Source organism: Pseudomonas sp. PDM05 (assembly GCF_014851685.1).
Lineage (GTDB): Bacteria > Pseudomonadota > Gammaproteobacteria > Pseudomonadales > Pseudomonadaceae > Aquipseudomonas.
Genome location: NZ_JACVAC010000003.1, coordinates 111,624 through 125,006, shown reverse-complemented (window position 1 = coordinate 125,006; position 13,383 = coordinate 111,624). Strand labels below are relative to the sequence as shown.

General features: G+C 61.1%; 12 protein-coding genes. 8 read left to right on the top strand and 4 right to left on the bottom strand.

Going from position 1 to position 13,383, the window contains the following annotated elements; all coding sequences use genetic code 11:
- Positions 1–7: 7 nt before the first annotated feature.
- Entirely contained in the window at positions 8–793 is a 786-nt protein-coding gene (locus IB241_RS08150; protein WP_192297938.1) for a transporter substrate-binding domain-containing protein, read from the bottom strand.
- Positions 794–1,057: 264 nt separating this feature from the next.
- On the opposite strand from IB241_RS08150, the gene IB241_RS08145 reads away from it, so the two are divergent.
- The 5 genes from IB241_RS08145 (at position 1,058) to IB241_RS08125 (ending at position 6,269) form a co-directional block, all read left to right on the top strand.
- Positions 1,058–1,753 carry a FadR/GntR family transcriptional regulator gene (locus tag IB241_RS08145; RefSeq protein WP_192297937.1) on the top strand — a complete coding sequence of 232 codons (696 nt, stop codon included), beginning with the start codon at positions 1,058–1,060 and terminating at the stop codon, positions 1,751–1,753.
- A gap of 122 nt (positions 1,754–1,875) precedes the next feature.
- Positions 1,876–2,205 (top strand): thioredoxin TrxA, encoded by a 330-nt coding sequence (trxA, locus tag IB241_RS08140; protein WP_003213989.1) that lies wholly within the window; start codon positions 1,876–1,878, stop codon positions 2,203–2,205.
- A 234-nt stretch (positions 2,206–2,439) separates the two neighbouring features.
- Positions 2,440–3,699 (top strand): transcription termination factor Rho, encoded by a 1,260-nt coding sequence (gene rho / locus IB241_RS08135; protein WP_016973082.1) that lies wholly within the window; start codon positions 2,440–2,442, stop codon positions 3,697–3,699.
- A gap of 135 nt (positions 3,700–3,834) precedes the next feature.
- A complete protein-coding gene (gene ubiD / locus IB241_RS08130; RefSeq protein ID WP_192297936.1) occupies positions 3,835–5,301 on the top strand; it encodes a 4-hydroxy-3-polyprenylbenzoate decarboxylase in 1,467 nt (488 codons plus the stop codon).
- Complete coding sequence (locus IB241_RS08125; RefSeq protein WP_192297935.1) at positions 5,301–6,269, top strand: CDP-6-deoxy-delta-3,4-glucoseen reductase; 969 nt, start codon at positions 5,301–5,303, stop codon at positions 6,267–6,269. Before ubiD ends, IB241_RS08125 begins: the two co-directional genes overlap by 1 nt.
- Before the next feature lie 150 nt (positions 6,270–6,419).
- Here IB241_RS08125 and IB241_RS08120 read toward each other — a convergent pair whose 3' ends face one another.
- Complete coding sequence (locus tag IB241_RS08120) at positions 6,420–6,896, bottom strand: sn-glycerol-3-phosphate transporter (RefSeq protein ID WP_192297934.1); 477 nt, start codon at positions 6,894–6,896, stop codon at positions 6,420–6,422.
- Between the two features lie 285 nt (positions 6,897–7,181).
- Here IB241_RS08120 and IB241_RS08115 point away from each other — a divergent pair, with 285 nt between their 5' ends.
- Both IB241_RS08115 and IB241_RS08110 read left to right on the top strand, forming a co-directional pair.
- Entirely contained in the window at positions 7,182–9,569 is a 2,388-nt protein-coding gene (locus IB241_RS08115; RefSeq protein WP_192297933.1) for a TonB-dependent receptor plug domain-containing protein, read from the top strand.
- A 26-nt stretch (positions 9,570–9,595) separates the two neighbouring features.
- A complete protein-coding gene (locus IB241_RS08110; protein WP_192297932.1) occupies positions 9,596–10,249 on the top strand; it encodes a gamma-glutamylcyclotransferase in 654 nt (217 codons plus the stop codon).
- On the opposite strand, the gene glpT is transcribed toward IB241_RS08110, so the two are convergent.
- Together glpT and IB241_RS08100 are read right to left on the bottom strand one after the other, a co-directional pair.
- A complete protein-coding gene (glpT, locus tag IB241_RS08105; protein ID WP_192297931.1) occupies positions 10,246–11,583 on the bottom strand; it encodes a glycerol-3-phosphate transporter in 1,338 nt (445 codons plus the stop codon). The genes IB241_RS08110 and glpT overlap by 4 nt on opposite strands.
- Before the next feature lie 229 nt (positions 11,584–11,812).
- Positions 11,813–12,790 carry an NADPH:quinone oxidoreductase family protein gene (locus IB241_RS08100; protein WP_192297930.1) on the bottom strand — a complete coding sequence of 326 codons (978 nt, stop codon included), beginning with the start codon at positions 12,788–12,790 and terminating at the stop codon, positions 11,813–11,815.
- Between the two features lie 150 nt (positions 12,791–12,940).
- Here IB241_RS08100 and IB241_RS08095 point away from each other — a divergent pair, with 150 nt between their 5' ends.
- Positions 12,941–13,348 carry a flagellar basal body-associated protein FliL gene (locus IB241_RS08095; protein WP_192297929.1) on the top strand — a complete coding sequence of 136 codons (408 nt, stop codon included), beginning with the start codon at positions 12,941–12,943 and terminating at the stop codon, positions 13,346–13,348.
- Positions 13,349–13,383 lie beyond the last annotated feature (35 nt).

Here is a 13,383-nt window from a genome sequence, read left to right as displayed (position 1 = left end):
TCCGCCTTCAAAGATCGGCCGGCAAAGGCTCTTTCAGCCATTGCAGGGCGTTCTTTTCCAGGCTGCCATCGGCCTTGGCGGACACCAGGATCTGGTTGACCTTTTCCAGCAGCGCCGGCTCGTTCTTGTTCACGCCCACGTACACCGGCGAATCCTTGAGCTTCACCTTCAGCGCCGGCACGCGTTTGGGGCTGCGCTCGCTGATCGCGACCATCACCACGTTGCCGCTGGCGATCAGGTCGACCTGGCCGGCCAGGTAGGCGGCGATGGTCGAATTGTTGTCTTCGAAGCGCTTGATCGTGGCTTCCTTGGGCGCAACGGCGGTCAGCTCGATGTCTTCGATGGCGCCACGGGTCACGCTGATGGTCTTGCCCTTGAGGTCGTCGAGGCCAGTGATCGCCGCGTCAGGCGGGCCGAATACGGCCAGGTAGAACGGCGCGTAGGCCTTGGAGAAGTCGATGACCTTTTCCCGCTCGGGGTTCTTGCCCAGGCTGGAGATCACCAGGTCGACCTTGCCGGTGGTCAGGAACGGAATGCGGTTGGTGCTGTTGACCGGGGTCAGCTCCAGCTTGACCTTGAGCTGGTCGGCCAGCAGCTTGGCGGTGTCGATGTCCAGGCCGCGCGGTTTCATATCCGGGCCGACCGAGCCGAAGGGCGGGAAGTCCTGGGGCACGGCGACCTTGAGGGTGCCACGGGCGACGATGTCGTCCAGACCGTTGGCCTGGGCGGGTGCCTGGCTCAGCATCAGACTGGCAAACAGGGCAGTGAGCAGGGCGCTGTAGCGCTTGGTCATGGCAACTCTCCGAGAAGGGCGAAGGGGGTTTCTGGATTGGGCTGATGGGGTGATTGCACAGCCCATGCCAGCCTGCGCGGGATCGTCTGCAAGGCAGGGTTTTGCTGCGCTGCGCTGGTCTTACTGGTCTGAACAGTGGCGGGGCTTTTCGCACCCTTTTCGAGCGCCGTTAAAACCGCGCGAGCCCCTTTGGGGCGTGGCTTGCCGCCGGCCGCGAATAGCTTTACAACTAGCCGCTCAGTTGACTGGAACCTTGAGTTTTTTATGAATTCCATCGCCCAAGCCGTACCGGAAGCGGCCCTGCAGGCCATCCGCAAACTGATCAAGGAGCAAGGCTTCGGGCCGGGCGATGCATTGCCGTCCCAGCGCGACCTGGCGCTGCAGTTGGGGGTGAGCCGGGCGTCGTTGCGCGAGGCGCTGTCGTCTTTGAGCGCCTTGGGCGTGGTCAGCGTGCAGCCGGGCAAAGGTGTGTTTGTGCAAGCAGTCGACGAGGCGCCGGGATTTGCCTGGCCGTTTGCGGCGCAGGCCACGCCGTTGGATATTTTCCAGTTGCGCTATGCCCTTGAAGGCTTTGCGGCGGGTCTGGCGGCGGTGACGTTGACCATCGATGAGCTGGACAGCCTGGACGATAACGTCGAGGCGATGCGCAAGGTGCTCAAGGCCGGTGACTTTGAAGCGGCGGCACGGCTGGACTTCGAATTCCACCAGCGCATCCTGCTGGCCAGTGGCAATCAGGCGATGGTGAGCATCCTGAGCGCCAGCGCCGAGGTGTTCCTGGAAAGTCAGAAACTACCGTTCATCCGGCCGGAGCGGGCCATGGAAACCTGGCAGGAACACCGCAAGATCCTGCGCGCCCTGGCCCGGCGCGCCAGTGCGGCGGCGCAGAAAACCATGCAGGAACACGTGCGCAATGCGGCGCTGCGCACCGGCATTGCCTTTGTGACTCCCGTAGCGCCTTGAGTTGGGCTTATACCCAAACTCATGCACCACCATAGCAAGACTCAATCAGAGGCGGCTTCCTGAACGGGGGAAGGGCAGCTATGATGGGCCACGTTTTTTTTGCTTACAATCCGGAGACATCCATGAGCAACGATCTTATCAAGCACGTCACCGACGCGACCTTTGAGGCCGAAGTACTCAAGGCTCAAGGCCCGGTGCTGGTTGACTACTGGGCTGAATGGTGCGGCCCTTGCAAAATGATCGCTCCTGTTCTGGACGACATTGCAACCACCTACGAAGGCAAATTGACCATTGCCAAGCTGAACATCGACGACAACCAGGAAACCCCGGCCAAGCACGGCGTGCGTGGTATCCCGACGCTGATGCTGTTCAAGAACGGTAACGTCGAAGCCACTAAAGTGGGCGCGCTGTCGAAGTCCCAGTTGCAAGCTTTCCTCGACGCGAACATCTAAACGTCGTCAGAAAGGCCCCGCAAATTGCGGGGCTTTTTCGTGAAACAGGGCTAGACGCTCCGAAACTCAGGTGGTACATTCGGCCCCGCACTGGTTTCTCCACTGCCCCCTGCATGCCGTCGCCGACGCACTCCTTTTCGATTAGTACGCGATCCTGTCGCCTTCTCTGCGGCGCGGCCTCATTAAGCCAAAAGCTTAATTTCCCCCCTCCATAAATGATTACGTCATTCCTATATGAATCTGACTGAACTCAAGCAAAAGCCGATTACCGACCTGCTCCAGCTGGCCGAAGAAATGGGCATAGAAAATATGGCCCGTTCGCGCAAGCAGGACGTGATTTTCTCCCTGCTGAAAAAGCACGCGAAAAGCGGCGAGGAAATCTCCGGTGATGGCGTGCTGGAGATTCTCCAGGACGGCTTCGGCTTCCTCCGCTCTGCAGACGCCTCCTATCTTGCCGGCCCAGACGACATTTACGTCTCGCCGAGCCAGATCCGTCGCTTCAACTTGCGCACCGGTGACACCATCGTTGGCAAGATCCGCCCTCCAAAGGAAGGCGAGCGTTATTTCGCCCTGCTCAAGGTCGACACGATCAACTTCGATCGTCCTGAGAACGCGAAAAACAAGATTCTCTTCGAGAACCTGACCCCGCTGTTCCCGACTGTGCGCATGAAGATGGAAGCCGGCAACGGTTCCACCGAAGACTTGACCGGGCGTGTGATCGACCTGTGCGCCCCGATCGGCAAAGGCCAGCGTGGTCTGATCGTCGCACCGCCGAAAGCCGGTAAGACCATCATGCTGCAGAACATTGCAGCGAACATCGCGCGTAACAACCCTGAAGTTCACCTGATCGTGCTGCTGATCGATGAGCGTCCGGAAGAAGTGACCGAAATGCAGCGCACCGTGCGCGGCGAAGTGGTTGCCTCGACGTTCGATGAGCCGCCAACCCGCCATGTGCAGGTTGCCGAAATGGTGATCGAGAAGGCCAAGCGCCTGGTCGAACACAAGAAGGACGTGGTGATCCTGCTTGACTCCATCACCCGTCTGGCCCGTGCCTACAACACCGTGATCCCGAGCTCCGGCAAGGTATTGACCGGTGGTGTCGACGCCCACGCCCTGGAGAAACCGAAGCGTTTCTTCGGCGCCGCGCGCAACATCGAAGAAGGCGGCTCGCTGACCATTATCGCCACCGCACTGGTTGAAACCGGTTCGAAGATGGACGAAGTGATCTACGAAGAGTTCAAGGGTACCGGCAACATGGAACTGCCCCTGGACCGTCGCATCGCGGAAAAACGCGTATTCCCGGCCATCAACATCAACCGTTCCGGCACCCGTCGTGAAGAGTTGCTGACTGCCGACGACGAACTGCAGCGCATGTGGATCCTGCGCAAGCTGCTGCACCCGATGGATGAAGTTGCTGCCATCGAGTTCCTGGTCGACAAGCTGAAGACCACCAAGACCAACGACGAGTTCTTCTTGTCGATGAAGCGTAAGTAATACGACGCTTGCGGTCCGAAAGAATGGCGCCCCCAGGGGCGCCATTTTTTTTGCGCCCGCTTTTTAAGTGCTCCGGCAGCCAAATGCCCCTCGGAGCAGGTAGGATGTACGCCTATTTTACGGGTGGCATGGTTAATGAAATTCAAGGATCTTCGGGATTTCGTGCAGCAGCTTGAGCAGCGCGGAGAGTTGAAACGTATCCAGATACCGGTTTCCCCGGTGCTGGAAATGACTGAGATTTGCGACCGTACCCTGCGCAACAAGGGCCCGGCGCTGCTCTTCGAAAACCCGACCGGCTTTGACATTCCGGTGCTCGGCAACCTGTTTGGCACCCCCGAGCGCGTGGCGTTTGGCATGGGCGCCGAGTCGGTCAGCGAGCTGCGCGAAATCGGCAAGCTGCTGGCTTTCCTCAAGGAGCCTGAGCCGCCCAAGGGGTTGAAGGACGCCTGGTCGAAGCTGCCGATCTTCCGCAAGATCATTGCCATGGCCCCCAAGGTGGTCAAGGACGCGGTGTGCCAGGAAGTGGTCATCGAAGGCGATGACGTCGACCTCGCCATGCTGCCGGTGCAGACCTGCTGGCCCGGCGACGTCGGCCCGCTGATCACCTGGGGCCTGACCGTCACCAAAGGCCCGAACAAGGACCGCCAGAACCTCGGCATCTACCGCCAACAAGTGATCGGCCGCAACAAGGTGATCATGCGTTGGCTGAGCCACCGTGGCGGCGCGCTGGATTACCGTGAATGGTGCGAAAAACACCCAGGCCAGCCATTTCCGGTCTCCGTGGCCCTGGGCGCCGACCCGGCCACCATCCTTGGCGCCGTGACGCCGGTGCCTGACAGTCTGTCCGAATACGCCTTCGCCGGCCTGCTGCGCGGTAACCGCACCGAGCTGGTGAAGTGCCGTGGCAACGACCTGCAAGTGCCGGCCACCGCCGAAATCATCCTCGAAGGCGTGATCCACCCGGGGGAAATGGCCGACGAAGGCCCGTACGGCGATCACACTGGCTACTACAACGAAGTCGACAGCTTCCCGGTGTTCACCGTCGAGCGCATCACCCACCGGATCAAGCCGATCTACCACAGCACCTACACTGGCCGGCCGCCGGATGAGCCGGCCATTCTGGGCGTGGCGCTCAACGAAGTGTTCGTGCCGATCCTGCAAAAGCAATTCCCGGAAATCACCGACTTCTACCTGCCGCCGGAAGGCTGTTCGTACCGCATGGCCATCGTGACCATGAAGAAGTCGTACCCAGGCCACGCCAAGCGGGTAATGCTCGGTGTGTGGTCGTTTTTGCGACAGTTCATGTACACCAAGTTCGTTATCGTCACCGACGACGACATCAACGCCCGCGACTGGAACGACGTGATCTGGGCCATCACCACGCGCATGGACCCCAAGCGCGACACGGTGATGATCGACAACACGCCGATCGACTACCTCGACTTCGCTTCGCCGGTGTCGGGCCTGGGCTCGAAGATGGGCCTGGACGCCACCCACAAATGGCCGGGTGAAACCACGCGCGAGTGGGGCCGGGTGATCGTCAAGGACGAAGCTGTCACAGCCCGTGTCGATGCAATGTGGAAAGAATTGGGAATAGATTGATGCGTGTAACCCTGCAACCGTCCGGCGCCGTGCTGGAGTTGGTCCCTGGCGAGCGAATCCTCGAAGGCGCCCGTCGCCTGGGCTACGAGTGCCCCCAGGCCTGTCGCAACGGCGTGTGCCACATATGCGCGGCGTTGCTGGTGGAAGGCCGGGTGCAGCAAGCCGGTGAGGTGCGCGACCACGGTGAGTTCTACACTTGTATCGCCGAGCCGCTGGAAGATTGCATTGTGTTGTGGGATGGCGTGCTGGCGCCGGGAGAGTTGCCGTTGCGCAAGTTGTCGTGCCAGTTGAGTGAGTGCGTGGACGTCGGCGGCGACGTGTGGCGCGTGCGCCTGCGTGCACCGGCCGGCAAGGCGGTGCGTTACCACGCCGGGCAATACCTGATGATCGAGCGGGACAATGGCGACAAGTCGGCGTTCTCCCTGGCCTCGGCGCCCCACGCCGGGCGTGACTTGGAGCTGCACGTGCTGGCCCGTGAAGACAGCGCCCGCAGCTTGCTGGCGCAGTTGCAGCGCAACCAGATGGCGCGCGTCGAGCTGCCATTTGGCGACACCCACTTGGCCGAACTGCCGGACGGGCCGCTGGTGCTGATCGCCGCCGGCACCGGCATGGCACAGATGCACAGCTTGATCGAACACTGCCGCGCCTCGGGCTTCAAGCACCCGGTGCATCTGTATTGGGGCGTACGTCGCCCGGAAGATTTCTACGCCATCGAGCACTGGGACCAGTGGCTGCAACTGCCCAACCTGTTCCTGCACAAAGTTGTCAGCGACCTGTGCGGCTGGGACGGGCGTTGCGGGTTGTTGCATGAAGCAGTGTGTGAGGACATCGCCGACCTCAAGGCCGTGCACGTGTATGCCAGTGGTTCGCCGGCGATGATATACGGCACATTGGATGCCCTGGTCGAAGCCGGGATGGACGCGCACCAGATGCGCGCCGACGTGTTTGCCTACGCTCCCCGTCCATAAATAACTGGCCTACACCGATCAAAATGTGGGAGCGGGCTTGCTCGCGAAAGCGGTGTGTCAGCCAAAGGTGTTTTGACTGATCCACCGCTTTCGCGAGCAAGCCCGCTCCCACACAAGCCCGGTCCCACATTGGGTTGTGTCGTGTCAGGGTCAGAAGCGTACGCCGGTTGTCACCATCGCCGCATTGAACCCCAGCAACACCAGTTCCGCCGCCACCGGCCCGTAATGGGTGCCCACTGACGGAATGATCACCGGCGCCACGCCGAAACGGTTCAACGGAATCTTGTCGCGGTATTCGCCGCGATAGCCTTGGATCACCCCGCCGGTCAGCTTGAGGTACACCGGATAGTCGCTCATGTCATAGCGCTTGCCCGCATAGGCGTAGTACGAGCGCTGGCTGAACGAGTTGCGAAATGTCGCCCCGCCATATACCCAACCAGATGCGTCATTGCGCTCCAGGCCGATCAGGTCCTGGTTGTTGTTGTGCTTGGGGTCCGGTGAGAAATGCCGGGTGTAGATGCTGGTCTGCGCGTACCAGAAGCCCTTGTCGTCTGGCGCAGCGGTTTCGTTGGCCAGGGCGGCGGTGGCTTGTGCCAGAAGCAGCAAGCCGAGGAAAAGCTGTTTCATGATCCGACCTCGGTAGTCGTTTGGATGGGCGGCTAGTGGGGTCGCTTAATCCCTGTAGTTTGACGGCTAGCGCCCGACCTGGCCTGAACGTGGGCTGAAAGTATGACCGCCTATGCTTATGCATTTAAGGTCTTTTAAATGTAGGAAAAGTCTTATTAAGATATAAGACAACGGACTACCGACGTTCTGCCAAACACCAACAACTGACCGCCACCGCCCGCCAGCCGGATCGATCGTACGCATTCAGAGCATGACGTTCTGATAGATGATTCCAAGGGGAGCGGTATGGGGAGCTACAAGAAACACGCGCTGTACTCGGCGATTTTGTCAGCCAATTTGCTGACCGCCGCAGGCTTCAATCCTGTCTTTGCGGCCGAAACGTCCGCCACCGATGTGCCTAAGCTCGACACCGTGATCGTCACCGGCACCCGCGCCCAGGAGCGCACTGCCAGTGCCTCGCTGTCGCCGGTGGATGTGATTTCCGGCGACACCCTGCGCAGCACCGGTTCCGATGAGCTGGGCGCAGTGTTGGCGCGGCTGATTCCGTCGATCAACTTTCCACGCCCAAGCCTGGTGGATGGCGCCGAACTGGTACGCCCTGCGCAACTGCGCGGGTTGTCGCCGGACCAAGTGTTGGTGCTGGTCAACGGCAAGCGCCGCCACACCAGTGCCTTCGTCAACCTCGGCGGGGCGGTGGGGCGTGGCTCGGCCCCAGCGGACCTGAACGCGATCCCGCTGTCGGCGGTGGACCATATCGAAGTGCTGCGCGACGGCGCGTCCGCGCGCTACGGTTCGGACGCGATTGCCGGGGTGATCAACGTAATCCTCAAGCATGCCGACCATGGCGGCTCGATCTCCAGCAAGTTCGGCCAGTACAAGAAGGGCGACGGCATCCAGCGCAATATCAGCGGCAACACCGGCCTGGCCTTGGGCGACAACGGCTTTATCAGCCTCTCCGGCGAAGGCGCCGACAACGATTACACCAACCGTGCCGGCAAGGATTACCGCACTGCCAGCATTGGCTCCACCACCTACGGCCAGCGCGTGTTCCGCCAGGGCGAACCGGCGACCAATGAAGGCAAGCTGGCGTTCAACTCCGAATATTCCTTCAACGATGCGGCCGAGTTCTACAGCTTTGGCGGTTACAGCAAGCGGCGTGGCGAGACGGCGGCGTTCTACCGTGCAAGCAATGCGTCCAACAACATCGCGGCGCTCAACCCCAATGGCTACCTGCCGCTGATCAAGGGCAGCCTGGAAGACACCTCGCTGGTGGTGGGCCTGCGCGGCTTGCTGGCCTACGACTGGCATTACGACCTGTCGGCCAACTACGGCAAGAACCAATACGAGCTCAGCACCGAAACCATCAACACCTCCCTGGGCCTGGCCACGCCGCGCAAGTTCGACAACGGCACCCTGAGCAACGACCAGAAGCAAGTCAGCCTGGACCTGTCCCGTGAGTTCGACGTGGGCTTGCTGCCGTATCCGGTGTCCGTCGCGTTTGGCGGTGAATACCTGCGCCAGGGCTATGAAATCGAAGCGGGCGAGCCGGCATCCTACTACCAGAGCGGCAGTTCGGGCCTCGGCGGCTTCCGTGAGGCTGACGCCGGCAGCAGCTCACGCCACAACTGGGCCCAGTACCTGGACCTGGAAACCAACTTCACCGAAAAACTCAGCGCCTCGGCCGCCGTGCGGCATGAGGATTACAGCGACTTCGGCTCCAATGTCAGCGGCTCGCTGTCGGCGCGCTACGATTTCACCCCGCAGGTGGCCTTGCGCGGCAGTATTTCCAACGGTTTCCGCGCACCGTCCCTGGCCCAGCAGAACTTTGCGTTTACCTCGTCCCAACTGATCGGCAGTGAAATCCGCGAGGCCGGCACGTTCCCGGCCTCCAGCCAGGTTGCCCGCCTGCTTGGCGCAGAGGACCTGAAGGCCGAGAAATCGCGCAACTACAGCCTCGGCCTGGTACTGGAGCCCGCCGATGACCTGACCGTGACGCTGGATGTGTACCGCATCGATATTCGCGACCGCATCAGCCTATCGTCCAACCTCAACCTGAGCCCCGCGACCCAGGCCTACCTGCAAGCCAACGGCGTCGGCAACATCAACTACACCACGGCGCGCTACTTCACCAATGCCACCGACACCAGCACCGACGGCGTCGACCTGGTGGCCAACTATCGCTACCAGTTCGACAACGGCATCCGCTGGAACAGCACCGTCGGCTACAACTACAACCACACCAAGGTCACGGACGTGAAGGCCAACCCGGCGATCCTCGACAGCCTGGGGGCCAACCTGGTGCGGGTCGACCGCCGCGAGAAAAGCGGCCTGCTCGGCGATACCACGCCAGAGCACAAGCTGAGCCTGGGCAACGACTTCACCTTCGGCAATTGGGCGTTGCACAGCAACCTGGTGCGCTATGGTGAGTTCACCAGCTATCAGGCGGACAAGGTCAACGACCAGACCTTCAAGGCGGCGTGGGTGCTGGACCTGTCGGCGGACTACAAGTTGCAGAACTGGACCTTCACCCTGGGCGGCGACAACGTCACCGATAAATACCCGGAAAAGGTCAATGCATTCGCCAGCAGCGGCGGCAACCTGGCCTACAGCACATTTTCGCCGTACGGTTACAGCGGCGCGTTTTATTACGGTAAAGTTGCTTACAACTGGTAACACACAGGAGACCTAAGCGATCTGCCATGACCGTTATTGAATCCGATCTTATGCAATTGGCTTACCCTCCGCGGCTCGATCTGGGGCCGCAACTCACTCACGAGCAGTTGATGAGTTCGATGCAGGCGACCATGGGCCGGCACAAGGGTGGGCCGGTCTGGCTGTTCGCTTACGGCTCGTTGATCTGGCGTCCTGAATGCTCATCCACCCAACGCGTGCGGGCGCGGGTCCACGGTTATCACCGTGGCCTGTACCTGTGGTCCCACGAACACCGGGGGACACCGGAATTGCCGGGGTTGGTCTTTGGCCTGGATCGTGGCGGCTCATGCAGCGGGTTTGCCTACCGCTTGCCGGAAGACCAGCTGGAAGCCTCGCTCTACGCGCTGTGGTGCCGCGAAATGCCTTACCCCTCGTATCGGCCACACTGGCTCAGTTGCCGTCTTGAAGATGGCAGTCGGGTGCAGGCTTTGGGGTTTGTGTTGGAGCGGCACTTGCCCAGCTACGCGGGCAATCTTCCCGACGCCATCCTGAACCACGTGTTGGAAAGCGCTTGCGGGCGTTACGGCACTACGCGCGATTATGTCGAGCAGACCGTCCACGCCCTGCGTAGCCACGCCATGCCAGATAAAAACCTGGAGGCGCGGCTCAAGCGTTGTGCGAAGGGGTGTTCAGGCGGTTAACGCGCCGAACTGACGCTGTTGGTGTGCCACAGCGTGGGGATCAGGAACGCAATCGCCAACACGCACGCGCCGATCAGCAGCACGAAACCACCGTCCCAGCCGAAGTGGTCCACGGTGTAGCCCATGGCCGCGCTCGCCGCCACCGAACCGCCCAGGTAACCGAACAGGCCGGTGAAACCCGCCGCTGTACCGGCAGCTTTCTTCGGTGCCAGTTCCAGCGCCTGCAGGCCGATCAGCATCACCGGGCCGTAGATCAGGAAGCCGATGGAGAACAGCGCGATCATGTCGATCATCGGGTTGCCCGGCGGGTTGAGCCAGTAAACCAGGGTCGCCACCGTCACCAGCGCCATGAACACGATGCCGGTCAGGCCACGGTTGCCACGGAAGATCTTGTCCGACATCCAGCCGCACAGCAGCGTGCCCGGAATACCGGCCCACTCGTAGAAGAAGTACGCCCACGACGACTTGTCGACGGTGAAATGCTTGGCTTCCTTGAGGTACGTCGGCGCCCAGTCCAGCACGCCGTAGCGCAGCAGGTAGACGAACACGTTGGCGAAGGCGATGTACCAGAGCATTTTGTTGCGCAGCACGTACTTGACGAAGATTTCCTTGGCGCTGAATTCGTCTTCGTGGCTGGCGTCGTAGCCTTCCGGGTAGTCGTTCTTGTACTTCTCGATTGGCGGCAGGCCGACCGATTGCGGGGTATCGCGCATGGTGATGAAGGCAAACGCCGCCACCAGCAGGGCCACGGTGGCCGGTACGTAGAACGCCGCGTGCCAGTCGTTGAACCAGGCCATGCCAAGCAGGAACAGCGGGCCGATCAGGCCGCCGCCGACGTTATGCGCCACGTTCCACACGGAAACCACGCCGCCGCGCTCCTTCTGCGACCACCAGTGCACCATGGTCCGGCCACTTGGCGGCCAGCCCATGCCCTGGGCCCAGCCGTTGATGAACAGCAAAATGAACATCATGGTCACGCTGGACGTCGCCCAAGGTGCGAAACCGAAAATGAACATCACACCCGCTGAAACCAGCAGGCCGAAGGGCAGGAAGTAACGCGGGTTGGAGCGGTCGGACACCAGGCCCATGAGGAACTTGGACAGGCCGTAGGCAATCGCGATGGCAGACATCGCCAGGCCCAGTTCGCCGCGGGTGTAACCCTCGTCGATCAAGTACGGCATGGCCAGGGAGAAGTTTTTACGCAGCAGGTAGTAGCCGGCGTAACCAAAGAAAATACCGGCGAAGATCTGCCAGCGCAGGCGTCGGTAGGTGCTGTCTATTTTTTCTTCAGGCAGGGGCGCCTGGTGTGCGGCAGGACGAAAGAAAGCAAACATTCAAGAGCTCCAAATTTCTTGTTTTGACTGCGGATGCGAATGTTACAGTTTCGTTACCGAAAATAGCATCGCCTCTTATCTGCAAACACAGGAAATGAGCGTCAGTGGATGTTCTCTTACGAACATGTCGCGAATGGATAAGTGTGGGTCGGGATGGGGTCTCGCAGGACACTGGAGATCCAAATGTGGGAGCAAGCCCGCTCCCACATTCAACTGCATTTCAAGTGGGTTAGCGGGTTTGGACGACGACTTTCCCGACAGCCCGACGCTGCCCCAGGTCATTGATCGCCTGTGCCGCCTGTTCCAGCGGATACACCTGCGACACCAACGGCTTCAACTTGCCCTCGCCATACCAAGTGAACAGCTGCTGGAAATTCGCGGCATTGTCTTGCGGCTGGCGCTGGGCGAACGAGCCCCAGAACACCCCGACCACCGCCGCGCCCTTGAGCAGCGCCAGGTTCACCGGCAGCTCCGGGATGCGCCCGCTGGCAAACCCCACCACCAGCAAGCGGCCGTTCCAGGCGATGCTGCGGATGGCCTGGTCAAACAGGTCGCCACCCACCGGGTCGTAGATCACATCCGCGCCGTTGCCGTCGGTGAGGCGCTTGATCTCATCCTTCAGGCTGGTTTCGCTGTAGTTGATCAACTCATCGGCACCGGCGGCTTTTGCCACCGCGAGTTTGTCGGCGCTGCTGGCCGCCGCGATCACACGGGCGCCCATGGCCTTGCCGATTTCCACCGCCGCCAGGCCCACGCCACCGGAGGCGCCGAGTACCAGCAGGGTTTCCCCGGGTTGCAGGTGACCGCGCTGTTTGAGCGCGTGCATCGAGGTGCCGTAGGTCATGCTGAAGGCGGCGGCGGTGTTGAAGTCCATGCTCGGCGGGATCGGCAGCACGTTGTAGCCCGGCACCGCGACCTGCTCGGCAAAGCTGCCCCAGCCGGTCAGGGCCATGACCCGGTCGCCGACCTTCAGGTGGTTGACCTTCTCGCCGACTTCACTGACCACACCTGCCGCTTCGCCACCCGGCGAGAACGGAAAGGGCGGCTTGAACTGGTACTTGCCCTCGATGATCAAGGTGTCCGGGAAGTTGACCCCGGCAGCATGCACGTCCAGCAGGATCTCGTTGTTCTTGATCGCTGGGCTTGCGACATCTTCCAGCACCAGGGTTTCGGCAGGGCCGAAGGCTTTGCACAGCACAGCTTTCATCGGACTATTCCTTTGGGCGTCGTGGCCGATAAGTGTAGAAGGGTGCGTCTGGGGGTCAACGAGCATGCTCGTGCCTGATACGTCGCCATAAGCTTGTGCTGAGCGTTGCTAGCGTTATGCTAGCGCGCAACCGAATGTGAGGAATGAACTGTGAAAGCGTGGATCCTGTTGATGCTGGCCCTGACCTTGCCGATGGCAGCCCAGGCCCAGGAAGCGAAAGAAGGCGAGGCGCCGAAAGTCAGCTATATCAGCCTGACGCCACCGTTCGTCGGCAACTATGGCCTGGACGGCACCGCCAAGCTGAAGGTGTACAAGGCCGACATCGCCCTGCGCGTGACCGGCACCGAGGCGGCCGCGGCGGTCAAAGCCAACGATGCGTTGATCCGTAACCAACTGGTGGCGCTGTTCACCCAGCAGACCAACGAGACCATGAGCACCGTCGAAGGCAAAGAGAAACTGCGCCAGGAAGCGTTGAAGCAGACTCAGCAAGTGATGAACGATGAGACGGGCAAGCCAGTGGTGGAAGATCTGTTGTTCAACAACCTGATCATTCAGTAACCCGGGCGCTTCGCGCCATTCGCGAGCAAGCCCGC